The organism is Streptomyces sp. CC0208, assembly GCF_003443735.1.
Classification (GTDB): domain Bacteria; phylum Actinomycetota; class Actinomycetes; order Streptomycetales; family Streptomycetaceae; genus Streptomyces; species Streptomyces sviceus.
The window spans coordinates 6,397,805-6,422,560 of sequence record NZ_CP031969.1; the positions used below are offsets into that span (position 1 = coordinate 6,397,805).

Here is a 24,756-nt window from a genome sequence, read left to right on the forward strand (position 1 = left end):
CAGGGATCACCGGGCCCCGACCGGGCCCGGTGATTTTTTCGCCGGGCGTGTCGATCGGCGGGAGCCGCGTTCGACGCTTGGGTGGAAGGGCGCAACAGCGCCCCCTACCCGAGGAGACATCATGCAGATCCGCGCCCGCCTGAGCATGAGCGCCGACGGCTATGTGACCACCCCGAGCGGCTGGCCCGCGCTGACCGCCGACCCCGCGTTCGTCTCCGGCCAGAGCCACGGCATCCGGGAGTTCCTGGCCGACTGCGAGGCCGCGCTCATGGGCCGTACGACCTTCGAGCCCGCCCTGACCAACAGCCGCTGGCCGTGGCCCGACCTGGACGTGTTCGTCCTCGGCTCGCACCGCCCGGAGGGCACCCCCGACCACGTCACCACCGACAGCGACCCGGTGCGGCTCCTTGAGAAGATCCGCGCGGCCAACCGGGGCGGCGACGTCCACCTCATCGGCGGCCCGCGGACCATCGCGACCTTCCACGCGCTCGGCGCCCTGGACCGCCTCGAACTGATCGTGCTGCCTATGCTGTTCGGCGGCGGCACCCAGCTCACCCCGGCGCTCAGCCCCGAGACCGGACTGACCTTCCAGAGCCAACGGGCCCTGCCCGGCGGGTCGGTGGAGATCGTGTACGCCTGCGGGGGCAGCCGCGGCGACCTCCCCGGCAGGCCCGCCAGCCAAGTGTGAAAGTTCTTGCCGTTACTTTCGCGACTCTTGCTGTAAACATTTCAACAGCGGTACGTTCTCGCCGGCGCCGGGCAAAGACGCCCGGCCGTCGCGTAAGGAGAACCCCCACGTGATACCGAGAAGCTCCGCAAGGGTCACAGCCGCCGCCGCGGCCACCGTGCTCGCCACCGCGGTGGCCGTCCTCACCCCCACCGCCGCCCAGGCCTCCCCGCCCGGCGGCAAGGACGTCACCGCAGTCCTCTTCGAGTGGAACTTCGCCTCCGTCGCCAAGGAGTGCACCACCACCCTCGGCCCCGCCGGATACGGCTACGTCCAGGTCTCCCCGCCCGCCGAGCACATCCAGGGCTCGCAGTGGTGGACCTCGTACCAGCCGGTCAGCTACAAGATCGCGGGGCGGCTCGGTGACGCCACCGCCTTCCGGAACATGGTCAGCACCTGCCACGCGGCCGGTGTGAAGGTCGTCGTCGACACCGTCGTCAACCACATGTCCGCGGGCAGCGGCACCGGTACCGGCGGATCGTCGTACTCGAAGTACAACTACCCCGGCCTGTACTCCTCGTACGACATGGACGACTGCACCTCGACCATCAGCGACTACACCAACCGCGCCAACGTCCAGAACTGCGAACTCGTCGGCCTCGCCGACCTGGACACCGGCGAGGACTACGTCCGCGCCACCATCGCCGGCTACCTGAACTCCCTGCTCGGCTACGGCGTCGACGGCTTCCGCATCGACGCGGCCAAGCACATCCCGGCCACCGACCTCGCCAACATCAAGTCCCGGCTGAGCAACCCTTCGGCGTACTGGAAGCAGGAGGTCATCTACGGCAGCGGAGAGGCCGTCCAGCCCACCGAGTACACCGGCAACGGGGACGTCCAGGAGTTCCGTTACGCCTACGACCTCAAGCGGGTCTTCAACAACGAGAACCTCGCCTACCTGAAGAACTACGGCGAGGGATGGGGATACCTGAGCAGCTCGGTGGCCGGCGTCTTCGTCGACAACCACGACACCGAGCGCAACGGCTCCACCCTGAACTACAAGGACGGCGCCGACTACACACTCGCCAACGTCTTCATGCTCGCCTATCCGTACGGCGCCCCGGACATCAACTCCGGTTACGAATGGTCCGACAAGGACGCGGGCCCGCCCAACAGCGGCTCCGTGAACGCCTGTTGGCAGGACGGCTGGAAGTGCCAGCACGCCTGGCCGGAGATCCTCCGCATGGTCGCCTTCCGCAACGCCGTCCGCGGTGAGTCCGTCACCAACTGGTGGGACAACGGCGGCGACGCGATCGCCTTCGGGCGCGGCGCCAAGGGGTACGTCGCCATCAACCACGAGTCGAGCAGCCTCAGCCGCACCTACCAGACCTCGCTGCCCGCCGGGACGTACTGCGACGTGCAGCACAACACGAGCGTGACGGTCGGCTCCAACGGCCAGTTCACCGCCACCCTCGGCGCCAACACGGCGCTCGCGATCTACGCGGGCAAGACCGGCTGCTGAGTCCGGGAGGGTGGCTGGCGGGAAACGTGGGATTGACGCTCAAGGAGTGTCGTCCTACGTTCCCTGCTGTCTATGGGAGCGCTCCCTGTACGGCGCCTCACTGGGGGCGACCCGGGGCCTGATCCAGATGGACGGCGACAGCTACCACGTCTCCAAGCGGCTGTGGGCGATGGCCAATTACAGCCGCTTCATCCGCCCCGGCGCCATCCGAGTCGGCGCCACGACCCCCGACAGCGCGCTGAAGCTCTCGGCGTTCCGCAACACCGACGGCACGGTCACCGTAGTGGCGCTGAACACGGCCACCGAGGCGGACCAGGCCGGCCTCAGCCTCCGCAACACCGGGATCACCAGCGGGACCGCGACGCCGTACCTCACCAACGGCTCGAACAGCACCGCCCGTCAGGCGTCGGTCCCGGTCACCGCAGGCTCGCTCACGGCCACCGTCCCGGCCCGTTCGCTCGTCACGTACACCATCCGGCACTGAAAGTTCTTTCCAGTCGTTTCAGGACTCTTGCTGTAATCCTTACGGCGGCGATACGGTCACGCGGGGTCGGACCCGCAGAGCCGTACATCGCAAGGAGTCCACGTCTGTGATACCGAGATGGCCGGTGCCGTCCAGGCGCCGCACCACGCATGCCGGACGGGTCGCCGCGGTCACCGTGACCGCGCTGGCCGCAGCGCTCGTCCAGCCGCTGTCCGCCCGGGCGGACACCCCGCCGCCACCACCCTCCGACGCGAGGCTCGCCGCGCAACCGGCCCGGCACGACGACACCCGTGAGCAGTTCTACTTCGTCCTGCCGGACCGTTTCGCCAACGGCGACAGCTCCAACGACCGGGGCGGGCTCACCGGTTCACGGCTGAGCACCGGCTACGACCCCACCGACAAGGGCTTCTACCAGGGCGGCGACCTCAAGGGCCTCACCAAGCGGCTCGACTACATCAAGGGCCTCGGCACCACCTCCATCTGGATGGCCCCGATCTTCAAGAACCGGCCCGTCCAGGGCACGGGGTCCAACGCCTCGGCCGGCTACCACGGTTACTGGATCACCGACTTCACCCAGGTCGACCCGCACTTCGGCACCAACAAGGACCTGGAGACCCTCATCTCCAAGGCCCACGCCAAGGGCATGAAGGTCTTCTTCGACGTCATCACCAACCACACGGCCGACGTCGTCGACTACGAGGAGAAGTCCTACGACTACCTCTCCAAGGGCGCCTTCCCGTATCTGACGAAGGACGGCGAGCCCTTCGACGACGCGGACTACGCGTCCGGCGGCAAGAAGTTCCCCGCCGTGGACGCCGACTCCTTCCCGCGCACGCCCACCGTCACCAGCAGGAGCGCCAAGGTCCCCGCCTGGCTCAACGACCCGGCGATGTACCACAACCGCGGCGACTCGACCTACGCCGGCGAGTCCACGACCTACGGCGACTTCTCCGGACTCGACGACCTGTGGACCGAGCGTCCCGAGGTCGTCTCCGGCATGGAGAAGATCTACCAGCGCTGGGTCAGGGACTTCCGTATCGACGGCTTCCGGATCGACACCGTGAAGCACGTGAACATGGAGTTCTGGACCCAGTGGGCCACGGCCCTCGACGCCTACGCGGCCGGGCAGGGCCGCAAGAACTTCTTCATGTTCGGCGAGGTCTACTCCGCGGACACGTCGATCACCTCGCCGTACGTCACCCAGGGCCGACTCGACGCCACGCTCGACTTCCCCTTCCAGGAGGCCGCCCGGCAGTACGCCTCCCAGGGCGGCAGCGCACAGTCCCTCGCGAGGGTCTTCGGCGACGACTACAAGTACACGACCGACAAGGCCAACGCCTACGAGCAGGTCACCTTCCTCGGCAACCACGACATGGGCCGCATCGGGTACTTCCTGAACCAGGACAACCCCACGGCCGGCGACGCCGAACTGCTCGCCAAGGACAAGCTCGCCAACGAGCTGATGTTCCTCAGCCGCGGCAACCCCGTCGTCTACTACGGCGACGAACAGGGCTTCACCGGCGCCGGCGGCGACAAGGACGCCCGGCAGACGATGTTCGCGTCCAGGACGGCCGACTATCTGGACGACGACGAGATCGGCACCGACCGCACCCACGCGAGCGACGCGTACGACACCAGCGCCCCGCTGTACCGGCAGATCGCCGAACTGGCCAAGCTCCGCAAGGCCAACCCGGCGCTGACCGACGGCGTCCAGGAGGAGCGGTACGCGGCCGACGGGGCCGGCGTCTACGCCTTCTCCCGCACCGACGCGAAGACGGGCCAGGAGTACGTCGTCGCCTTCAACAACGCGGGCGAGGCCAAGTCGGCCTCCTTCGCGACCGGTTCGGCGAACATGGCCTTCCAGGGCGTCTACGGCGGCGCCCCGAGCGTGACCTCCGACGCGGACAGGAGGATCACCGTCACCGTCCCCGCCGGTTCGGCGATCGTCCTTAAGGCGGCCGACAAGCTCGCCGAGCCCGCCACGAAGCCGACGCTCACCCTCAAGGCCCCGGCCGCCGGCGCCACCGGCACCGTCGAGCTCACCGCCGACGTGCGGGGCGGACAGCTCAACCGGGTCGTCTTCGCGGCGCAGACCGGCAACGGCAAGTGGCGGACGCTGGGCACCGCCGACCACGCCCCCTACAAGGTCACCCAGACCATCGGCAAGGGCACCGCGGCCGGAACAGCCCTGCGCTACAAGGCGGTTGTCGTCGACTCGACGGGACGCACCGCGTCAGCGGCAGCGGAGTCCGTGACCGGCACCCCGCCCGCCGAGGAGACCCCCACCGCCTCCTCCCGCGACTACGCGGTCGTCCACTACAAGCGCACCGACGGCGACTACGCCGACTGGGGCCTGTACGCCTGGGGTGACCTCGCCGACGGCGAGTCCACCACCTGGCCGAACAGCCATCCCTTCGTCGGCCGGGACGCGTACGGCGCCTTCGCCTACGTCAAGCTGAAGCCCGGTGCCTCCAGTGTCGGCTTCCTCGTCATCGACAAGGACGGCGACAAGGACGTCTCCACCGACCGCACGATCGACGTCACCAGGACCGGCGAGGTGTGGATCGAGCAGGGCAAGGACGCCGTACGGACGGAACGCCCCGACTACCCGGCGCAGGACACGTCCAAGGCGGTCCTCCACTACCACCGCGCCGACGGCGACTACGCCGACTGGGGTCTGCACGTCTGGACGGGCGCCGCGAACCCCACCGACTGGTCGAAGCCGCTGGAGCCGGTGCGGACCGACGCCTACGGCGCGGTCTACGAGGTTCCCCTCAACGCCGGTGCCACCAGCCTCAGTTACATCATCCACAAGGGCGACGCGAAGGACCTGCCCACCGACCAGTCCCTGGACCTCACGGCGAACGGCCACGAGGTGTGGCTGCTGAACGGCCAGGAGAAGTACCTCCTCCCGCAGCCCGCCGGGTCCGCCGCCGCGCTCGACCTGACCACCTCCAAGGCGGTCTGGATCGACCGCGACACGGTCGCCTGGAAGGGCTCCGAGGCGGCCGCCTCCACCCAGCTGCTGTACTCCCACGACGGCTCGATCGCCGTTCACGGCGGCGCGCTGACCAGCGACGACGAGCGATGGCTGCGGCTCACCAAGACCACCCTCAGCGACGCCCAGAAGGCCAGGTTCCCGCATCTGAAGGACTACCCGGCCTGGTCCGTGGACCCACGTGACCGCGACCGCGTACGCGAAGCCCTCAGCGGGCAGCTCGTCGCCTCCCAACGGGCCGCGAACGGAGCCGTGCCGGCCGCGACCGGCGTCCAGATCGCGGGCGTGCTGGACGACCTGTACCCGGAGGCGACGAAGGCCGATCTCGGGCCGACGTTCAGCAAGGGACGCCCCACGCTCTCGGTCTGGGCGCCGACCGCGCAGTCGGTGAAGCTCGAACTCGACGGCTCCACGGTCGCCATGAAGCGCGACTCCACCACCGGCGTCTGGTCCGTCACCGGTCCGGGGTCCTGGAAGGGCAAGCCCTACCGGTATGTGGTCAAGGTCTGGGCGCCCAGTGCCGGGAAGGTCGTCACCAACAAGGTCACCGACCCCTACGCGGTCGCCCTGACCACCGACTCCGAGCGCAGCCTCGTCGTCGACCTGGACGACCGGTCCCTCGCCCCGCGCGGCTGGTCGACGTACACCAAGCCGAAGGCCGTGCCCCTCAAGGACGCCGAGATCCAGGAGCTGCACATCCGGGACTTCTCGGTGGCGGACGGGACCGTGCCCTCCGAGGACCAGGGCACCTACCTCGCCTTCACCGACAAGGGCAGCGACGGCTCGAAGCATCTGCGTGAGCTCGCGAAGTCGGGGACGAGCTACGTGCACCTTCTGCCCGCCTTCGACATCGCCACCGTTCCCGAACGCCGGGAGGACCGGGCGAGCACCGACTGCGACCTCGCCTCCTACCCGGCCGACTCCGACCGGCAGCAGGAGTGCGTCGCGAAGACCGCCGCGAAGGACGCCTACAACTGGGGCTACGACCCGTACCACTACACCGTCCCGGAGGGCTCGTACGCGACCGACCCGGACGGCACCGGCCGTACGGTCGAGTTCCGGAAGATGGTCAAGTCCCTCAACGACGACGGCCTGCGGGTCGTCATGGACGTCGTCTACAACCACACCGCGGCGAGCGGGCAGGCCGCCACGAGCGTGCTCGACCGGATCGTGCCCGGCTACTACCAGCGCCTCCTCGCCGACGGCTCGGTCGCCAACAGCACCTGCTGCGCCAACACCGCGACCGAGAACGCCATGATGGGCAAACTGGTCGTCGACTCCCTCGTCACCTGGGCCAGGGAGTACAAGGTCGACGGCTTCCGCTTCGACCTCATGGGCCACCACCCCAAGGCCAACATCCTGGCCGTGCGCAAGGCCCTCGACGCGCTCACCCTCAAGAAGGACGGCGTCGACGGCAAGAAGATCATTCTCTACGGCGAGGGCTGGAACTTCGGCGAGGTCGCCGACGACGCCCGCTTCGTGCAAGCCACCCAGAAGAACATGGCCGGGACCGGGATCGCGACCTTCTCCGACCGCGCGCGTGACGCCGTACGCGGCGGCGGACCCTTCGACGAGGACCCCGGCGTCCAGGGCTTCGCGTCCGGGCTGTACACGGACCCCAACACGTCCACGGCGAACGGGACCGAGGCACAGCAGAAGGCCCGCCTCCTCCACTACCAGGACCTCATCAAGGTGGGCCTGTCCGGCAACCTCAAGCAGTTCACCTTCACCGACACCGAAGGCAAGGAGGTCACCGGCGCCGAGGTCGACTACAACGGGCAGCCCGCCGGATACGCGGACGCGCCCGGTGACGCCCTCGCCTACGCCGACGCGCACGACAACGAGTCACTGTTCGACGCGCTGACGTACAAGCTGCCCGCGGGCACCAGCGCCTCCGACCGGGCCCGGATGCAGGTCCTCGCCCTGGCCACGGCCGCCCTCTCGCAGGGCCCGGCGCTCTCCCAGGCGGGCACCGACCTGCTGCGTTCCAAGTCCCTGGACCGCAACTCCTTCGACAGCGGCGACTGGTTCAACGCGATCCACTGGAACTGCAAGGACGGCAACGGCTTCGGCCGCGGACTGCCCATGGCGGTCGACAACGCCTCCAAGTGGCCGTACGCCAAGCCGCTGTTGGGCTCGGTGAAGGTCGGCTGTGCGCAGATCGAGGGGGCGTCGGCCGCGTACCGGGACCTGCTGAGGATCCGTATGACGCAGAAGGCGTTCTCGCTCGGCACGGCGGACCAGGTGCAGTCGCGGCTGTCCTTCCCGCTGTCCGGCAAGGACGAGACGCCCGGTGTGATCACGATGGAACTCGGTGACCTCGTCGTCGTCTTCAACGCGACACCGAAGGCACAGAGCCAGCGGGTCGACGCCCTGGCCGGAAGCACCTACCGGCTGCACCCCGTACAACGCGCAGGGGCGGACCCTACCGTCAAGGAGGCGTCCTACGAGAAGGAATCCGGTACGTTCGCCGTTCCGGCGCGAACCGTGGCTGTTTTCATCCACCATCCCTAGTTGAACGCATTACCTTGGTGGAGCAGACCCCGAACCCCGGTCTGCTCCACCGGTGCTGCCCGAGGGCTGACAGATGGAAACAAAAGGCAAGCTGACAGGCACGACCGTGCTGGTCGTGGACGACATGGAGGCCAGCCGGTACGCCATGGGCAGCGTGCTGAGCCGCGCCGGGCACCGGGTCGTACCGGTCGCCACCGGCCGCGAGGCCCTGGCCGAACTCGAGACCCGGCTGCTCAAGGGCACCCTGCCGGACGTGGCGCTGGTCGACGTCGGGCTGCCCGACATGAGCGGCTTCGACCTGTGCCGACTGTTCAAGGAACGCCCGCACACGGCCGGGATGCCCGTCGTGCACTTCTCGGCCGCGGCCTCGCCCCCGGCCGACTTCTGCCAGGGCCTGGACGGGGGCGTCGAGGCCTATCTGAAGGTCCCCGCCGAGCCCCTGGAGATCGAGGCGGTGGTCCGGGCCGCCGTCCGCAACGCCCAACTGCGGGCCGGCGACCGGGCGCTCGTACGACGGCTCACCCTGCTCTCCGAGACGATCGTCACCATCCAGTCGGCACGCACCCTCCAGGAACTGTCCGACGCGGCCGCCGAGGGCGTCTCGCGGCTCACCGGAACCCCGGCCGCGGTCTTCGTCCTCGACCAGGACGACCAGCTCTACCGCGGACTGTCCCGTGACCGGATCCCCGTCGCACTGCCCGACGAGGCCGCCGACCGGGCCGTCAGCGCTCTGCTGCGCCGCCTCACCCGGGGGCAGGCCGGAGTGCAGCTCACCACCGTGCCGGCGCCGCTGTGGCCCGCCGGGTTCTTCCGGCCCGGTGTCCAGCACGACGCCCGCCTCGCGCTCGTCGTCAGCCAGGACGGCCGGGCCCCGGTGTGCCTGGCCGCGCCCGCACGCGGGATGCGCAGGGTGGGACTGGAGGGCGAGGCCCTGCTGGCCCAGCTGGCGCAGGCCACCGCGCTGGCCGCCGAGCCGCTGCTCATGTACAAGGTCGAGCGGCATGTCGCCCTCACCCTCCAGCACAGCTTCCTGCCCCAGCCGCACAAGCTGCCCGAGCTGCCGGGCATCGACGTGGTGGTCCGCTACGTCCCCGCCTCCCGGCAGACCGAGATCGGCGGCGACTTCTACGCCGCGCTACGCGTGGACGAGGGCGTGCTGACCGCGGTCGGCGATGTCGTCGGGCACTCGCTGGACGCGGCGACCGTCATGGTCGAACTCCGGCACGCGCTGCGCGCCTACGCCGTCGACGAGAGCGATCCGGCCGTGCTCGCCGAGCGCCTCGACCGGACTCTGCGCCGCTACCACCCCGACACCACGGCCACCGTCTGCCTGGCCCTGATCGACCCGGACACCGGACGCACCCGGATCGCCAACGCCGGTCACATCCCGCCGCTGATCGTCCGCGACAACGGCACCGCCGACTACGCCGAGGCGGCCGGCCCGCTGCTCGGGGTCGGCCTGCCCCACCCGCCGGCCACCGAGCTGTTCCTCGAACCCACCGACCGGCTCCTCATGGTCACCGACGGCCTCATCGAGACCCGGGGCACCGACCTCACGGCCTCCCTGGAACACCTGCGCGCGGCCTCCTCGGGCGCCCTGCCTGGACTGGACGCGCTGTGCGACACCCTCCTGGACACCTTCGGCCACGACCGGGAGGACGACATCGCCATGCTGGCACTGCGGCTAGGGTGACCTGTGCCGTCATAGAACAGGAGTGCCCATGCCGCAGATCACCGTCGAACGCTCCCCGTACCTCGACCATGTCGACTGGGAGGAGTTCGCCCTGGCGCTGCACCCGGTCGTCGTCGAGACGGCGGCCGCGAAGCTCGAAGCGTGCAAGACCCGGGTGCTGCGCACCGAGGACGAGGCGGTCGGCGGCGAGAAGGAGGACCACGCGATCGTGAACGTCACGATCGCCCTGCTCGCCGGACGGTCCGAGGAGACCAAGGCGAAGCTCACCGAGGCCGTCCTGGAACTGCTGCGCAAGCACGTCGGCCCCGCGGACGGTCTCACCGTGCACCTCTCCGCCGAGGTGCGCGACCTGGACGCCTCCTACACCAAGGCCGTGCTCTAGGAGGCCAGCGTGATCAGCCGGGCGGCGAGGTCGGTGAACGGGCCGTCGTGCGGCTCGTCCTTGAGCATGTGCCGCAGCAGCGCGGTCATCTCCTCGTCGTAGGCCGCGCTCACCGCGGCCAGCGCGGCGAAGTCGTGCACGAGCTGGATCTCCAGCTCGGCACGCGGGATACGGCGGCCGTCCAGCCAGATCAGGGCCGTCGACTCGACGAGCGAGATCCAGGAGCGGATGAGCAGTTCCAGGCGCGCGGGCGGGTCCGTCACCCGCAGATGCGACAGGATCTGCTCGTAGGCCACCTGCCGTACGGAGTCGATGAGCGCGTTCGTCGCCGACGAGCCCACGGCGGGCCCGCCGCGCATCAATGCCGAGAAGCCCGGCCCGTGTTCGTCCACGAAGTCGAAGAACCGGCGCATCACCCGCAGCAGCCGGCCGCCCAGCGAACCCTGGTGCGGCTCCTCGAAGCGGCTCGCGAGATCCTCCGCAGCCCGCTTCAACGCGGCCTCGTACAGGCTGAGTTTGCCGGGGAAGTAGTGGTAGACCAGCGGTCGCGAGATACCGGCCGCCGACGCTATCTCGTCGATGGAGACCTCGTCGGGCGAGCGGCGGGCGAACAGTTCGAGGGCGACGCCGATCAACTGCTGACGCCGTTCCTCGACTCCCATTCTTCGACGGACCCCGGTTGTCATACGAACACCTTACCGATCGAATCCGGCCCGGAACGGTCCCGTCCGGCCAGCGGTGTTCACACGTCCGGCACCGGCCGCTACCGGAGCCCGCTGACCGCCCGCCCGTCCTCCAGGGTCCCCTTCAGCTCGGCCCGGCCCCCCTGCTCGGCCTTCACCGCCAGCAGGTTGCCCCGGGCGGAACCCGTCACCCCGCCCGTCGCGCTGATCGACGACGTCCCCCGGCTCCCCGCCGCCAGCAGGTACCAGGACCCGGTCCCCGACTTCCACAGCACCCCGGCCAGCACCTGCGGGTCCTTCGCCCCGCACGCCGGCACGTTCTCGGCCTTCGCCGCGACCGCCCCGTACGTCGAGCCGGGCGTGTGGAACTGGGCCAGCACCCGCTCCCCGCCGCCCTGCCAGGTCTCGGCACGGGTGCACACCCAGTCGGCCGCCCCGCCCGTGTCGGGCAGCGGCTGCGACGCGTAGGCCCAGGCGTTCACACTGCGCACGCCCGAGGAGCGCATCGCACCGAGCGAGCAGGCGTACGGCGCCCAGGCGCGCAGCGCCCCCGCTCCGGAGGCGTCCTTCACGGACCCGGGACGGCCGGTGGTGAGGCGGGCCGGGACCAGTTCGCCCAGGTCGGTCAGCAGCCGGGTTCCGGAGGCGTCCGTCAGCTGGAGCACGTTCCAGGAGGTGCAGGCGCCGCTCTGCGCGGGGCCCGCCATCGGCGCGGTGGCGCCGCCGGTCAGCGTGAGGTCCATGGCGCCGGCACTCGGCTTCAGCAGGTCCCGCTCGGCGGCCTTCGTCACCCAAGGAGCCGTCAGATAGCGGATGTTGCCGTCGGCCCGGCCCAGCACGACCGCGCCCGCCTCGGCCCGGTCCGCGCCGTCGACCCGGGCGAAGTCGAGAGCCGCGCCCTTGGTGCCGTCCCGCGGCTCGGCGTAGCGGACGATGCGCAGACCGTCGTAGAGGAGCACCACGCGCGCGTTGTCGACGATCCCGGCGTACAGGAGCTGCGGCGGGCCGGAGGGGCCGCCCGAGGGGGTGCCGGGGGTCGCGGAGACCTGGACGCTCTCGCCGGGGCGGGCCCAGACGGCGAGCGCGCGGCGCAGCAGGGCGCTGTCGCCGGTCAGGCCGCCGCGCGCGGGCCACACGGAGAAGTCGGTGCGCGCCGAGGACTCCCACGCGGCGGCCGGGACCTTGAGCAGCAGGGCCGGGTTCAGGGCGGCCTGGGTGGCGGGGTTCTGCGCGTAGGGGGGCGCGGCGGCACCGTCGGGGCCCCAGCCGTCGCCGGGCATGCCGAACAGCGCCCCGCACACGGCGACGGCCGCCGCGGCGGCGAGCGCCGCCTTCATGTGCTGCCTGCGCCGCATCAGGTCGGTGGGGCGGGCCTGGAGCGAACAGGGATCGAACTCGGGGGAGTCGAGGAGGGCGTACGCGTCCTCGGTGCCGGCGGCCTCGTCGAGCGCCGCGTCCACGTCGGCCACGCCCGCCGCCGTCAGCAGCTCGCGTACGTCACCGTCGGGAAGCTTCTCCAGGCCGCGCAGGACCCAGGCGGCGCGGGCCGGTCCGGACATGGCCGACAGCCGCTGGTCCAGGGCGAGTTCGTCGGCTCCGCCGGAGCGCGGGAAGAGCCTGAGGCCCCACACCTGGGGGAGCAGCGGCGGGAGCTGGGAGCGCTTGGGCCACGCCCGGCGCTTGAGCGGCAGGCCGGCCTCCAGCGCCGTACGCACCACCTGGAGGCGGACGAAGGCGTAGCCGGGGTCGCCCTCGCGGCCGGCCGACTGGGCCGGGATCACGGGCGTCGCCGTGCGGCCCCGCGGCAGGGCGCGCTGGGTGAGGGCGTGCGCGGTCAGGACCCGCCGGCCACGGCCGAGGCCCGGCGGCAGTACCAGATAGGCGATCCTTGCCAGCCGGGGGTAGTGCTCGACGAGCGCGGCCTCGGCCTGCTCGACATCGACGACGGGGTCGGCGGCGGAGCCGGAACCGGGTGCGGGGCGCGGGGCGACATCCTGTGACTGCACGTTCAGCAGAACGAGCGAATCGTCCGTTGGTCACCCCCGCCCAGGTGAATCAGCTCTCCGGTTCGACCAGGGCGCGCGCGTAGTTGGCCATCGACCGCTGGTAGCGCGGCAGATGGGGGGCGAGCGCGCCCAGGACCAGGGACAGTCCCTCGCGGTCGCGGCCGAGGCTGGACAGGCACAGCGCGAGTGTGGCCCGTACGGCGTCGTCCAACTCGTCGGACGGGGCGTCCAGTTCGGGAGTGAGCAGCTTGACGCCCTCCTCCGCCTGCCCGATGTTCCGCAGGGAGCTCGACAGTTGGATCTTGGCGCGCCGCCCCTTGTACCCGCGCAGCCCCTTCGCGAGTGCCTCCCGGTACAGCGGGGCCGCCTTGTCCGAGTGCCCCGTCGAGTCCCAGGCGCAGGCCCGCTCGAAGGGGCCGTCCGGGCTGTCGTCCGGCAGCTCGGCCACAAGGGCGTCGATCACGGCCCGGAACTCGGCCGCCCGCTCCTCGGGATACTCGTCGAAGGTGTCCCACGCGGCGGTCACTCGCTTTTCCCAGTCCTCGTTCACCGGCACACTTTCGCACAGCCGTACCCGTGACGACACGAGGATTTGAGTGTCCCGCGCTCCACAGCCGTATGGGGGGAGACGGACCCCCGCCGGGGCCCGTCCGACGTGACCCCCGTGACCGGAGGAACAGATGAGGTTGACCCGACCGATGCTCGCGCTGACCGGCGCGGCCGCGGTGCTGGCGCTGGCGGGCTGCGGATCCGGCGGTGACGCGAAGGCCGTCGCCGCGGTGCCGTCCGCGGCCACCGGGAGCCTGGAACACCTGGCCGCCGAGGTGAAGTGCACGCCCAACATCCAGATCGACGCCGACGAACTGCGCCAGGCCGTCTGCAAGAAGTCCAAGGACGCCGACGGCAAGTTCATCCTCGCCACCTTCGCCACCGACCGCGGCCAGCGCGAGTGGATCAACGGTGCCAAGGACTACGGCGGTCACTTCCTGGTCGGCCGCAAGTGGGTCGCCGTCGGTGACACCACCAAGACGGTGACGGTGCTGCGCAAGACGCTCGGCGGGGACATCGAGGAGGGCACGGACCACTCGAAGATGGGTGCCACGCACTCGGCCCACTGAGGACGCGCACACGCGAAAGCCGGCGGTGAGAGATTCTCACCGCCGGCTTTCTCAGTGCGTCACTGGCAGTTCTTGCCGGTGTTGATGCAGTTGACCATCTTGTTCATCGTGTTCTGGGAGAAGAAGTTGATGAAGTCGTTGTGGTCGGTGATCGGCTTGTGCAGGTTCTCCGGGAAGGTGTCCACCGCGTAGGGGTTGACCACCGTGCCGTTCTGCAGCTTCGGGGCCGGGACGTTGTACACGAGCCGGACCTGGAGCTGGGGGATCGCCTTGAAGCCGTTGGCGCAGGAGCCGTCCGCCGCGGCGAAGGCCACGTGCGTGCGGTGGTTGGCGCTGTCGATGTTCTGACCGTCCCAGCAGCTCTGGAAGTTGGTCGTGCGCACCACCTGGCTGCCCTGCGGGCAGATCGGGTACTTGTCGTGCAGCTGCACCTTGTTCTCGAAGCCGGTGCAGGACCAGTTCACGTTGGCGTTGGCGTTGCCGTTGACGAAGGCCTTGGCGTCACCGGTGATGATGCGCAGGGCGGTCGGCATCGCGACGACGTTGCCCTTCTTGTTGCCGACGAACTTGATCTGCGCCTGGGAGGCCTGAAGGATCTTGCCGACGTTGCCTTCCTTGCCACCGCCGTCCTTGTTCTGGTCGAAGTCCTGCGTGCCGTTCTGCAGGCGCAGCACCGGCCAGAAGTACGAGGACTTGTCGCCCTGGTTCTGGCAGGTGCTCTGGGCCGCCGCCAGTTCCTGGTCGCTCGCGAAGGCGTCGTTGCTCTGGTTGCCGACGTAGTCGTGCAGGTGGTGGGCGCCGTTGGCGACACCGGGAGCCACGATCACGTTGTCCGTGTTGTGGTTCTTGTTCGCGTTGGTGCCGCACTTGGTGGTGAAGCTGCCCCGCGAGCCCGAGTTGCCGTTGGCCGGGAGGCCGTTGGCGCCCACGCCGAGCTGGGCGTTGCCCTGGACCTTGGTGATGTCCACGAAGTCGGCCGCGACCGGGCCGTTGCCGCCCTGTCCGCCGTTGCCCTGCTGCTGGCCGCCGTTCTGCTGACCACCGTTCTGCTGGCCGCCGTTGTTCTGCTGGCCGCCGTTCTGCTGCTGGCCGCCATTTTGCTGCTGGCCGCCGTTCTGCTGTTGACCACCGTTCTGCTGGCCACCGCCGGCGTTGGTCTGCGGGGCCGCGGCCTGCGTCGTGCAGGCCGCCAACTGGCTGAGCGAGGTGTTGAACTGACCACCGACCCGCTGGATGTCGATGCGGATCCGGTCGATCGTGGCCGCCCGCTTCTCCTTCAGGGGACCGACGATGGCGTTCTGGACGAAGCCCGAGTCACCCGCCTGGGCCTGCCGCGTCGAGGCGAGCCGGGCGTAGGCCTCGGTGATCTGCTTGTCCAGGTTGGCCAGCTCCGTGGCCACCCCCTGACGCGCGTTCTGAGGCACGTTCGTCAGCTTCTGACCGACGTCGGGGCACGAGATGGTCGCGACCTGCGCGGCGGCGGCCTTGGTCTGGTTCTGGGACCAGCCGTTGTTGTTCGACTCGTGCGCCGAAGCGTAGAAGTTCGCCCAGATCAGCCCGCCCCCACCGAGCGCTAGGGCCGCCGACGCGGCTATGGCCTTCGTGGCCATCGACGAGCGGCGTTTACGTGTATTGCGTCCCATGGAACTCCTCTGACTTCCTTTTCCGGGCCATCGAGGCGCCCGACAGGAGTGAAGCGGCGCCCTCCCATACGCAGGGCGCCCCACGGGTGTTCAGCCGTCCCACAAACAAATCAGAGGTTTACCGGGAACCGGGGCGACAACAGCCGCCTGAACAGCAGGAGTTACAGAGAATGAGGATCTGATCACCGGCCCCGGTCCAGGAACGCGAGCACCGCCAGAACGCGGCGATTGTCATCGTCCGACACCTCAAGACCCAGTTTGGCGAAGATGTTGGCGGTGTGCTTGGCGATGGCCCGTTCCGTGACCACGAGCTTGGCTGCGATCGCCGCGTTCGAACGCCCCTGCGCCATCAGCTCCAGCACCTCCCGCTCGCGGGGCGTGATCCGGGCGAGCGGCTGGTCGTCGGCCGCCCTCCGGGCCAGCAGCTGCTGGATCACCTGCGGATCCATCGCCGTACCGCCCGCCGCGACCCGCCGTACGGCGTCCACGAACTGCTCGGCGTCGAACACCCGGTCCTTGAGGAGATACCCCACCCCGCCGCTGCCGTCGGCCAGCAGCTCGCGGGCGTACAGCTGCTCCACGTGCTGCGAGAGCACCAGCACCGGCAGCCCGGGTCTGTCCCGCCGGGCGTTCAGCGCGCACTGGAGCCCCTCGTCGGTGTGCGTCGGCGGCAGCCGTACGTCGACCACCGCGACGTCCGGTTCCAGCTCGGCCAGCGCGCGGGTCAGCTCGGGACCGCTCTCGACGGCCGCGGCGATCTCGAAGCCGTGTGCCTCCAGGAGTCGTACGAGACCGTCGCGCAGCAGGAAGAGGTCTTCGGCCAGGACTACACGCAAGGGATCTCCATGGTGACCATGGTGGGGCCGCCCGCGGGTGAGCTGACGGCCAGGACGCCGTCGAATGTACCCAGCCGCCGCTCGACTCCGGCCAGGCCCGAACCGGCCCCGATCACCGCGCCGCCCCGGCCGTTGTCGGTGACGGTGATCCGCAGCATCCCCTCGCTGTGGTGAAGGTCGATCCAGATCCGGTCGGCGCCCGAGTGCTTGACCGCGTTGGTGAGCGCCTCGCTGACGGCGAAGTAGGCGGCGGACTCCACGGGAGCGTCCGCCCGGCCCGGCAGGTCCACGATCACCTCGGTCGGGACCGGCATCCTGAGCGCCAACGCCCTTACCGCGTCGCCCAGTCCGCGCTCGGCCAGGACCGGCGGGTGGATGCCGCGCACCAGGTCGCGCAGTTCGGTGAGCGCGTCCGCGGAGGACTGGCGGGCCTGCGCGAGGAGCCGCTTGGCCTGCGCGGGGTCCTTGTCGAGGAGCATCTCGATGGTGCCGAGATCCATGCCCATGGCGACCAGACGTGCCTGCGCCCCGTCGTGCAGGTCCCTCTCGATGCGCCGCAGTTCGGCCGCGGAGGTGTCCACGGCGTCCCGCCGGGTCTCGGTGAGGACGCGGACCCGTTCGGCCAACTCGCCCTGTCCGGCGCCGAGTACGGCCCGGGTGAGCCGGAAGTGGAGGGTCAGCAGACGGGGCGCGAGCGGGGCGAGGGCCAGCAGGGCGACGCCCAGGGCGCCGGCGGCGAGCGCGGAGGTCTGGTCGGCGACGCGCACGAAGCCGTACCAGTAGCCGCCCGACGCGGCGAGCGGCCGCCACAGTCCGGCCGCGACCGCCAGCCCCTCCAGCGGGTAGAGGACGAACACCGCCGGCAGCAGGGCGGTCACGAACCCCGCGGTCATGTCCACCGGCAGCCACCGCAGATCCCGCCAGGTCGCCGGGTCGCGCAGGAGCCCGAAGGTGCGCGTCCAGGGATTGGGGTCCTTCGGCGCCGGCCGGTACGCCGAGGGGATGCGCACCCCGCCCCACTCGGCCGCCAGGACCCGCCGCCAGTCCGCGAGGGCCCGCACCCCGGTCAGCACCCACGGGGTCGTGACCAGCCCGACGCCGATCGGCACGAGCGCGATCGACACCACGGCCAGCGTGAAACCGAGCACCGCCCCCGGCAGCGTCACCAGCGCCAGCCCGAACCCCCGTAGGGCCGCGAGACCCATGGCCCGCACCCTCGTACTCCAGCTGCCGTTCCCCGTCCGCATGGTCATACAGTCAGTCTCGTCCAGCGGGGCGGCGCGGGGCACTGGGTCTGTCCGCCCGCTCGGGGGTGGTGCCGGATACACCCTGTGCCGCGCTCACACCGTGAATCGCGCCACAGCACCACCAGGTAACACGGGGTTCACATTCGAGCAATGACCGGGAAATCGCCTGTTGACAGGCTCGCGGGCGTCAACAAGTGGCGGCGTTTCAGTGCCGCAGCGCCGCAGCACCCGCAGTGCGTAGACACATCCCCCGAAGGAAGTGGCCCGTGACCTTCAAGGCTGAGTACATCTGGATCGACGGCACCCAGCCGACCGCCAAGCTCCGTTCCAAGACGAAGATCCTGGCGGACGACGCCAAGGGCGCGGAGCTTCCGATCTGGGGCTTCGACGGGTCCTCCACGAACCAGGCCGAGGGCCACTCCTCGGACCGTGTCCTCAAGCCGGTCTTCTCCTGCCCCGACCCGATCCGCGGCGGCGACGACATCCTCGTCCTGTGCGAGGTCCTCAACATCGACATGACGCCGCACGAGTCCAACACCCGTGCCGCGCTCACCGAGGTCGCCGAGAAGTTCGCCGCCCAGGAGCCGATCTTCGGCATCGAGCAGGAGTACACGTTCTTCAAGGACGGCTACCCCCTCGGCTTCCCCAAGGGCGGCTTCCCGGCCCCGCAGGGCGGCTACTACTGCGGCGTCGGCGCCGACGAGATCTTCGGCCGTGACATCGTCGAGGCCCACCTGGAGAACTGCCTCAAGGCCGGTCTCGCCATCTCCGGCATCAACGCCGAGGTCATGCCCGGCCAGTGGGAGTTCCAGGTCGGCCCGGTCTCCCCGCTGGAGGTCTCCGACCACCTGTGGGTGGCCCGCTGGCTGCTCTACCGCACCGCCGAGGACTTCGGCGTCGCCGCGACCCTGGACCCGAAGCCGGTGAAGGGCGACTGGAACGGCGCGGGCGCGCACACCAACTTCTCCACCAAGGCGATGCGCGAGACCTACGAGGCGATCATCACCGCGGCCGAGTCGCTCGGTGAGGGCTCCAAGCCGCTCGACCACGTCAAGAACTACGGCGCCGGCATCGACGACCGCCTGACCGGCCTGCACGAGACCGCCCCGTGGAACGAGTACTCCTACGGCGTCTCCAACCGCGGTGCCTCGGTCCGTATCCCGTGGCAGGTCGAGAAGGACGGCAAGGGCTACATCGAGGACCGCCGCCCGAACGCCAACGTCGACCCGTACGTCGTGACGCGGCTGATCGTCGACACCTGCTGCTCCGCGCTGGAGAAGGCCGGCCAGGTCTGATCCCCGCTGCTGCACCCCGAGGGGCGTCCACCGGCCACGGTGGGCGCCCCTCGGCGCGTCGCGCCGCACAGGTGCCACGCCAATTTCACGCCAAGGAATTGTCCGAGCAGTGAGAGGAGGCTCCTGTTGTCGGCCGACGTCTGGTTCAATGAGCTCATGGCCAGCTACCGGAAGTGCAGCGCGACGGGTCGCCATGACCTCGAGCCCTTCTGGCCTTCCCGTCAGCACCATGACTTCGACCGGGTGTGTTGCCGCGCGACGAACGCGCCGGCCCTCTAAAGCCGTACATCCCGGCCTTCGGCCAGCGCGCAGACGTACGTCCTCCGACGATCCTCTCGCGCGAAAGAGCTGACCTCATGGCGACCACTCGTACCCTCTCCACCGCCACCCTCCCCACCCCGTCCGAGAACGGCGCACGGCACCGGCTCCGAGCCGTCGGCCCGGACGAGGTCCCACAGGTGGCGGAGTTCCTTCCGCCGGGCGCCACCTGGCTGCCCGCTCCCCAGCACACCCTTCCCACCCTGCCGGGCCAGCCCCCGATGATCGGCTACCTGGTGCTCGTCCCGGCCGACCAGCACCAGCCCTTCCGGCCGGAACCGACGGTCACGGACGCCGACGCGCCCCTCGTGCGGATCGACACCGTGCAGCGCACCGCCGAGGTGAACGGCCGCGAACTCGACCTCACCTACCTGGAGTTCGAGCTCCTCGCCCACCTCGTCCAGAACCCCCACCGGGTGCATACCCGCGACCAGCTGGTCACCACGGTCTGGGGATACGGCCACGTGGGCGACGGCCGTACCGTCGACGTCCACATCGCCCGGCTGCGCCGCAAGCTGGGCGCGGACTTCCGGGGCGCGATCCAGACCGTGCGGCGGGTCGGCTACAAGTACACCCCGCCGACCGGCGACTGACCCTCTGCCCACGGCAGATCCGGGTTCCCCCGCGCCGCGCCGGCGGGCACAGTCACCGGCATGAGACTTCTTCTGCTGGGTGGTACGGAGTTCGTCGGCCGGGCCGTCGCCGAGGCGGCCCTGGCGCACGGCTGGGACGTGACCGTCTTCCACCGGGGACGGCACGCGCCCGTGGCCGGGGTGCGGTCGCTGCACGGCGACCGCACCGCGCCCGACGGCCTCACCGCCCTGGCCGACGGGGGCCCCTGGGACCTGGTCGTGGACACCTGGTCGGCGGCGCCCCGGGCGGTCAGGGACGCGGCGCGGCTGCTGCGGGACCGCGCCGACCGGTACACGTACGTGTCGAGCTGCTCGGTGTACACCTGGCCGCAGCCGGCCGGATACACCGAGGAGGCTCCCGTGGTCGAGGGAGCCTCAGCCGACGCGGACGCGACCGACTACGCCCGGGACAAACGCGGCGGCGAACTGGCCGTCCTGGACGCCTTCGGCACGGACCGCTCCCTCCTCGTCCGGGCCGGGCTGATCCTCGGCCCGTACGAGAACATCGGCCGCCTGCCGTGGTGGCTGGGCCGCATCGCCCGCGGCGGCCGGGTCCTCGCCCCGGGACCACGGGACCTTCCCCTGCAGTACGTCGACGTCCGCGACCTGGCCCAGTGGACGCTGAGCGCTGCCGCGGCGGGGCTGAACGGCTCCTACAACCTGGTGAGCCCGCGCGGCCACACCACCATGGCCGAACTCCTCGACGCCTGCGTGACCGTGACCGGCTCGACGGCCGAGCTGTGCTGGACCGACCCGGACACCGTCCTCGCCGCGGGCGTCGCCCCGTGGACCGGCCTGCCGGTGTGGGTCCCGCCGGACACCGACCTGCACACCTCCCTGCACGAGGGGGACACCTCCCGGGCCGCCGCCGCGGGCCTGCGCTGCCGCCCGGTCACCGAGACGGTGGCCGACACCTGGAGCTGGCTGGGGGAGATCGGCGGGGTGGCACCACAGCGCCCGGACCGCCCGGTGCTGGGCATCGACGAGGAGACAGAGGCGAAGGCGCTGGCGGCGGCGGGGCGCGGCTGAGAAGCGGGGGCTGGGGCGGGCGCCGGGCGGAGCGCCGGGGCTGGGAGGCGGGCTGGGCGCGGGCGCGGGAGCCGGGGCCGGGCCGGTAGCGGGCGCCGGGCCGGGAGCCGGGGCCGGGCCGGTAGGCGGGCCGGTAGCCGGCTGGGAGCGGGCGCCGGGCGGGGCGCCGGGCAGGGAGTGGGCACCGGGAGCCGGAGCCGGAGCCGGAGCCGGGCAGGTAGGCGGGCCGGGAGTGGGCGGTGGGCGGGGCGCCGGGTCAGGAGCCGGGCGGGGCACCGAGCCGGGAGCCGGGCCGGAAGAGACCCGGGGAGCCGCCCCGGTCTACGAGGCGGGTGGAGCCCGCCTGGATCACGACTGGCTCGGCGTTCAGGAGGCCGCCGCCGGTTTCCCCGCCGCCAGGCCGGTCACCCGTTCCCGCCCCCCCGCCCTGGACGCACTGCGCACCCTGCAAACGCCGGTCCTGCTGCTCGTGGCCGCGAGCAGCAGGACCCATGACGCCTACGAGGTGGCGGCCCGGGCGGGCGGACTGCCGCCGCGGGCGGAGACCGGCGTGGTCCACGGTGTCTCCCACCACGCGCTGCCGCAGTCCGCACCTCCCGAACTCGCCTGCCGCCTCAGCGAGTTCCTAGGAGAAGGGCGCGAACAGCCTCACCCCACCTTCTCGATCACGGCCCGGCGGATGAGGAACTTGCCGGGCTCCCGTACCTGTTCGAAGGCCGCGTTGTTGAGCAGCACACAGCTGCCGGAGACCGAAGTGACCTTCACCGTGGTGGACTTGTTGTTGTCCAGATTGGTGACCTTCAACGTCGTACCGGCCGGGAACTGGTTGCTGGACGCGGCAGGCGCACCGGCCTCGCCGGACAGCGTGACGGTCGAGCCCTTGCACACCTGCTGCCCGGAGACGGCGTTCCCGGGGGCGGCGTTCCCCGTCGAGGGGGCCTGGGAGACGGCGGGTGCCGACGGGGGCGCGGCCTGCGAGGGCTGTCCCGCGGCGGCCTGGGAGCCCTGAGCCGACTCCCCGACCACACAACCGGACGCCTTCTGCTGCACCTTGATCTGCGCGATCACCGCTTCCCGGTTGGCGATCCGGGCCGCCGACTGCGCGTCGGGTTCGGCCCGTTGCCCCTCGATGAACCGCTGGTTGTTGCCGAGCGCGGTGGCGAGACCCTGGCAGACCGTCGACTGTGCCGCCGTCTGCGGACTCTGCGAGGCGTTTGAGGTGCCGGCCATCACGAAGGCCCCACCACCCGCCACCGCCGCCGCGCTCACCAGCAGCGCGACCTTCTTCTTCGTACCGAGCGTTCTCCTGCGCGACATTCGCGCCTCCTGAGAAGTAGGGAAGCGTACGCCGCTATGTACGAGATACCGAACGGATGTGCTCAACTCTTCTTCAAGACATCCCGTACGGCGTCTTCCGTGCGGGCCACCACCGCCGAGCCGTCGTCCGCCGTGATGATCGGACGCTGGATGAGTTTGGGGTGGGAGGCGAGCGCGGCGATCCAGCGGTCGCGCGAACTGTCGTCCCGGGCCCACTCCTTGAGGCCGAGCTCCTTGGCGGCGGCCTCCTGGGTGCGGGTGATGTCCCACGGTTCGAGGCCGAGCCGGTCGAGCACCTCGCGGATCTCGTCCTCGCTCGGGACGTCCTCCAGATAGCGGCGGACGGTGTACTCGGCCCCCTCCGCGTCGAGCAGGCTCATCGCGCTGCGGCACTTCGAACAGGCCGGGTTGATCCAGATCTCCATGGCACCCACGGTACGCGAAAACCCGTCTTCCACCTGCGTCACAGCACCCCCGAAAGCCCTTGTGGCCAGGGGCTTTTGTCAGTGCCGGGCGGTAGAATAAAACCAGTGTTCGAGGGCGTCGCCGGAGCCCCCGGCCGTCGTCCTTACCGCGACAGGAGGATGCCTGTGCCCGCTGCCGCACTGAAGCCGAAGCCGTTCCCGACCCAGTCCACCGCGAAGCACCCCGTGCTGCTCGACCTGCCGTACACCCCCGTGGAGAAGCGCCCGTTGCCGCCGGGCCGCCCCCGCGAGTGGTATGTCACCCACAACCGCCGTCTCAAGGCGATGCGGCTCGCGATCGCCCTGCTCGACTCCGGCGTCTACGTGCCGAACCAGGCGCGCAACGAGACGATCCGGGACGCGGCGGAGATGATCGGCGTCCACCCACCGTCGGACACGACGTGCCACATGGTGCGGGCGTTGATGCGCTACTCGCGGTAGGCCGTGGCGCCGGGTGCCCTCCTGTTCCACGGGGCGCCCGGCGTTCCGGTCAGCCCGCGGGTTCGGCCAGTTCCTTCTCCAGCGGCGTCCGGAACCGGGGCCGCACCCGTGTCGCCCCCACCCACTCCCGCAACCGGGCGGCCTCCACCGCGATGGCCGCTTCCGCCTCGCGCCCCACGCCCTCGGTGTCCAGCAACCGCCAGACGATCTCCCCGTCGGGCCGCTGACCCCAACCGCCCACCACCCGCCCGTTCCACCACACCGTCGGTCCCACGTTGCCGCTGCGGTCGAACAGGGCGGGCCGCAGGGCGGGCGCCAGATACCAGTCCCGCTGCTGCCAGCCCATCGCCGTCGGATCGAGTCCGGGAAGCAGCGCGGCCCAGGGCTCCGCGGGCTCCGGGACCGGACCGTCGTCGCCGTCCACGACGTGGGCCGGACCCTCGTCGACGGTCACCGGCACCGCGCGGATCGCCGTGAGAGCACGGCGCACCTCGGTCACCTTCCAGCCCGTCCACCACTTCAGGTCCGCCTCCGTGGCCGGCCCGCACACCGCCAGCCAGCGCCGCAGCAACTCCGCCTGGGCCCCGGCCACATCGAGCTCGGGATGCGGCGGCGCCACCGCCCAGCGGAACTGCGAGGACATCCAGGTGCCGAGCGGCCGCCCGCGCACCACCTTGCCCTCCACGCCGAGCACCCTCAGCAGACGGCTCACGACGGTGTGGACGCCCTCGTAGCTCTTCCCGGCCGCGTACACGAACTGCTCCCGCAGTCGCGGCTCGTCCTCGGTGAGCTCCGACGCCGTGGCCTGCCCACGCCGGGCGAGCGCGGCCAGCGCCGACTCCTCGACCTCCTTCAGCCAGGTCGCGTCGGGGGCACCCGCCTTCGCCATGTCCTTGATGAGCGCGGCCCGCTCCCGCGCGGCGACCGTGAGACCGGTCGAGGCGTGCACGACGGCGGTGAGCTCGGTCGGGAACGCGAACACGGTGTGCCGCATGCCGTGCATCCGCACCAGGGACCGGTCCTCGTACAACGCCCGCTCGGTCTCGGCGACGGTCCGACCCGGGTCCACGAGCCGCGCGCCGACCGCCAGGTACACGGTCGCGGGGTCGGATCCGTGCAGCGCGACCAGCGCGTCGGCCACCTCCTCGGGACTCCCCACGCGGGCACTGCCCGCCAGCTGATGCCGCAACGCCAGCCGAGCCCGCCGCTCGTCCACCCCGATGTACCGCTCCCCAGCACCCATGGGCCCATCTTGACGCAGGCCACTGACAACGCGCCCCAGAGAGGCGCGGGGCTGTACTGGATGTGCGGCTACCTCCGCCCGGGCGCGACCGGCCACGACGGCACCGCAGACGAACGGCGACACATCGCCGCACTCCGACGGAGCGCATGTCACCCGATTGCCGTACCCGGCATGCGCACCGTCCCCCTCCGGCCCTTCACTGCGAAGAGGAGGTGAAGGACACC

General features: G+C 70.7%; 20 protein-coding genes. 11 read left to right on the forward strand and 9 right to left on the reverse strand.

Going from position 1 to position 24,756, the window contains the following annotated elements; genetic code table 11:
* The first annotated feature begins 121 nt into the window (after positions 1-121).
* From D1369_RS29390 to D1369_RS29415, 6 genes are all read left to right on the forward strand, one after another.
* Positions 122-688 carry a dihydrofolate reductase family protein gene (locus D1369_RS29390; RefSeq protein ID WP_007381560.1) on the forward strand — a complete coding sequence of 189 codons (567 nt, stop codon included), beginning with the start codon at positions 122-124 and terminating at the stop codon, positions 686-688.
* A 109-nt stretch (positions 689-797) separates the two neighbouring features.
* Positions 798-2,189, forward strand: a complete 1,392-nt coding sequence (locus D1369_RS29395; protein WP_007381559.1) for an alpha-amylase family protein — start codon at positions 798-800, stop codon at positions 2,187-2,189.
* Between the two features lie 46 nt (positions 2,190-2,235).
* Positions 2,236-2,673: a glycoside hydrolase family 30 beta sandwich domain-containing protein gene (locus D1369_RS29400; RefSeq protein ID WP_037899756.1), complete on the forward strand. Its 438-nt coding sequence runs from the start codon at positions 2,236-2,238 to the stop codon at positions 2,671-2,673.
* A 124-nt stretch (positions 2,674-2,797) separates the two neighbouring features.
* Entirely contained in the window at positions 2,798-8,185 is a 5,388-nt protein-coding gene (pulA, locus tag D1369_RS29405) for a pullulanase-type alpha-1,6-glucosidase (protein ID WP_240436107.1), read from the forward strand.
* Between the two features lie 73 nt (positions 8,186-8,258).
* A complete protein-coding gene (locus tag D1369_RS29410) occupies positions 8,259-9,878 on the forward strand; it encodes a fused response regulator/phosphatase (RefSeq protein ID WP_007381556.1) in 1,620 nt (539 codons plus the stop codon).
* A 28-nt stretch (positions 9,879-9,906) separates the two neighbouring features.
* Positions 9,907-10,260 carry an isomerase gene (locus D1369_RS29415; protein WP_037899753.1) on the forward strand — a complete coding sequence of 118 codons (354 nt, stop codon included), beginning with the start codon at positions 9,907-9,909 and terminating at the stop codon, positions 10,258-10,260.
* Here D1369_RS29415 and D1369_RS29420 read toward each other — a convergent pair.
* From D1369_RS29420 to D1369_RS29430, 3 genes are all read right to left on the reverse strand, one after another.
* Positions 10,257-10,946: a TetR/AcrR family transcriptional regulator gene (locus D1369_RS29420; protein ID WP_118082696.1), complete on the reverse strand. Its 690-nt coding sequence runs from the start codon at positions 10,944-10,946 to the stop codon at positions 10,257-10,259. The two genes, D1369_RS29415 and D1369_RS29420, sit on opposite strands and share 4 nt — an antisense overlap.
* Positions 10,947-11,023: 77 nt before the next feature.
* A complete protein-coding gene (locus D1369_RS29425) occupies positions 11,024-12,949 on the reverse strand; it encodes a hypothetical protein (protein ID WP_118082697.1) in 1,926 nt (641 codons plus the stop codon).
* Between the two features lie 49 nt (positions 12,950-12,998).
* Positions 12,999-13,499: a tetratricopeptide repeat protein gene (locus D1369_RS29430; RefSeq protein WP_240436108.1), complete on the reverse strand. Its 501-nt coding sequence runs from the start codon at positions 13,497-13,499 to the stop codon at positions 12,999-13,001.
* A 130-nt stretch (positions 13,500-13,629) separates the two neighbouring features.
* Between D1369_RS29430 and D1369_RS29435 the strand changes: the two genes are divergently transcribed.
* A complete protein-coding gene (locus tag D1369_RS29435) occupies positions 13,630-14,067 on the forward strand; it encodes a hypothetical protein (protein ID WP_007381552.1) in 438 nt (145 codons plus the stop codon).
* Positions 14,068-14,126: 59 nt separating this feature from the next.
* On the opposite strand, the gene D1369_RS29440 is transcribed toward D1369_RS29435, so the two are convergent.
* The 3 genes from D1369_RS29440 to D1369_RS29450 all read right to left on the reverse strand — a co-directional run bounded on the left by D1369_RS29440 (position 14,127) and on the right by D1369_RS29450 (position 17,799).
* Complete coding sequence (locus D1369_RS29440; RefSeq protein WP_007381551.1) at positions 14,127-15,710, reverse strand: DUF1996 domain-containing protein; 1,584 nt, start codon at positions 15,708-15,710, stop codon at positions 14,127-14,129.
* A gap of 182 nt (positions 15,711-15,892) precedes the next feature.
* Positions 15,893-16,546 carry a response regulator transcription factor gene (locus tag D1369_RS29445; RefSeq protein WP_007381550.1) on the reverse strand — a complete coding sequence of 218 codons (654 nt, stop codon included), beginning with the start codon at positions 16,544-16,546 and terminating at the stop codon, positions 15,893-15,895.
* Entirely contained in the window at positions 16,537-17,799 is a 1,263-nt protein-coding gene (locus D1369_RS29450; RefSeq protein WP_037899747.1) for a sensor histidine kinase, read from the reverse strand. The genes D1369_RS29445 and D1369_RS29450 overlap by 10 nt, the downstream gene beginning before the upstream one ends.
* A gap of 260 nt (positions 17,800-18,059) precedes the next feature.
* Between D1369_RS29450 and glnII the strand changes: the two genes are divergently transcribed.
* The 3 genes from glnII (at position 18,060) to D1369_RS29470 (ending at position 21,067) form a co-directional block, all read left to right on the forward strand.
* The gene (glnII, locus tag D1369_RS29455; RefSeq protein ID WP_007381548.1) at positions 18,060-19,088 is read left to right on the forward strand and encodes a glutamine synthetase; all 1,029 of its coding nucleotides are present in this window, start codon (positions 18,060-18,062) and stop codon (positions 19,086-19,088) included.
* 356 nt (positions 19,089-19,444) lie between these two features.
* Positions 19,445-19,999 carry a winged helix-turn-helix domain-containing protein gene (locus D1369_RS29465; RefSeq protein ID WP_037899745.1) on the forward strand — a complete coding sequence of 185 codons (555 nt, stop codon included), beginning with the start codon at positions 19,445-19,447 and terminating at the stop codon, positions 19,997-19,999.
* Between the two features lie 60 nt (positions 20,000-20,059).
* On the forward strand, positions 20,060-21,067 hold the full coding sequence (locus D1369_RS29470; protein ID WP_118082698.1) for an SDR family oxidoreductase: 1,008 nt from the start codon (positions 20,060-20,062) through the stop codon (positions 21,065-21,067).
* A 648-nt stretch (positions 21,068-21,715) separates the two neighbouring features.
* On the opposite strand, the gene D1369_RS29480 is transcribed toward D1369_RS29470, so the two are convergent.
* Both D1369_RS29480 and D1369_RS29485 read right to left on the reverse strand, forming a co-directional pair.
* Entirely contained in the window at positions 21,716-22,384 is a 669-nt protein-coding gene (locus D1369_RS29480) for a hypothetical protein (protein WP_037899743.1), read from the reverse strand.
* 62 nt (positions 22,385-22,446) lie between these two features.
* On the reverse strand, positions 22,447-22,809 hold the full coding sequence (locus D1369_RS29485) for an arsenate reductase family protein (RefSeq protein ID WP_037899742.1): 363 nt from the start codon (positions 22,807-22,809) through the stop codon (positions 22,447-22,449).
* 165 nt (positions 22,810-22,974) lie between these two features.
* Here D1369_RS29485 and D1369_RS29490 point away from each other — a divergent pair, with 165 nt between their 5' ends.
* Complete coding sequence (locus D1369_RS29490) at positions 22,975-23,289, forward strand: hypothetical protein (RefSeq protein ID WP_007381544.1); 315 nt, start codon at positions 22,975-22,977, stop codon at positions 23,287-23,289.
* 49 nt (positions 23,290-23,338) lie between these two features.
* Here the strand turns inward: D1369_RS29490 and D1369_RS29495 are convergent, their stop codons facing one another.
* A complete protein-coding gene (locus D1369_RS29495; RefSeq protein WP_118082699.1) occupies positions 23,339-24,532 on the reverse strand; it encodes a winged helix DNA-binding domain-containing protein in 1,194 nt (397 codons plus the stop codon).
* Between the last annotated feature and the right edge of the window lie 224 nt (positions 24,533-24,756).

Excerpts from the sequence above, each read along its gene's own strand:
- D1369_RS29485 (WP_037899742.1), bottom strand. The coding sequence starts at position 22,809 with ATGGAGATCTGGATCAACCCGGCCTGTTCGAAGTGCCGCAGCGCGATG.
- D1369_RS29420 (WP_118082696.1), bottom strand. The coding sequence starts at position 10,946 with ATGACAACCGGGGTCCGTCGAAGAATGGGAGTCGAGGAACGGCGTCAG.
- D1369_RS29450 (WP_037899747.1), bottom strand. The coding sequence starts at position 17,799 with ATGACCATGCGGACGGGGAACGGCAGCTGGAGTACGAGGGTGCGGGCC.
- D1369_RS29390 (WP_007381560.1), top strand. The coding sequence starts at position 122 with ATGCAGATCCGCGCCCGCCTGAGCATGAGCGCCGACGGCTATGTGACC.
- D1369_RS29470 (WP_118082698.1), top strand. The coding sequence starts at position 20,060 with ATGAGACTTCTTCTGCTGGGTGGTACGGAGTTCGTCGGCCGGGCCGTC.
- D1369_RS29440 (WP_007381551.1), bottom strand. The coding sequence starts at position 15,710 with ATGGGACGCAATACACGTAAACGCCGCTCGTCGATGGCCACGAAGGCC.
- D1369_RS29435 (WP_007381552.1), top strand. The coding sequence starts at position 13,630 with ATGAGGTTGACCCGACCGATGCTCGCGCTGACCGGCGCGGCCGCGGTG.
- D1369_RS29415 (WP_037899753.1), top strand. The coding sequence starts at position 9,907 with ATGCCGCAGATCACCGTCGAACGCTCCCCGTACCTCGACCATGTCGAC.
- D1369_RS29495 (WP_118082699.1), bottom strand. The coding sequence starts at position 24,532 with ATGGGTGCTGGGGAGCGGTACATCGGGGTGGACGAGCGGCGGGCTCGG.
- D1369_RS29480 (WP_037899743.1), bottom strand. The coding sequence starts at position 22,384 with ATGTCGCGCAGGAGAACGCTCGGTACGAAGAAGAAGGTCGCGCTGCTG.
- D1369_RS29465 (WP_037899745.1), top strand. The coding sequence starts at position 19,445 with ATGGCGACCACTCGTACCCTCTCCACCGCCACCCTCCCCACCCCGTCC.
- D1369_RS29410 (WP_007381556.1), top strand. The coding sequence starts at position 8,259 with ATGGAAACAAAAGGCAAGCTGACAGGCACGACCGTGCTGGTCGTGGAC.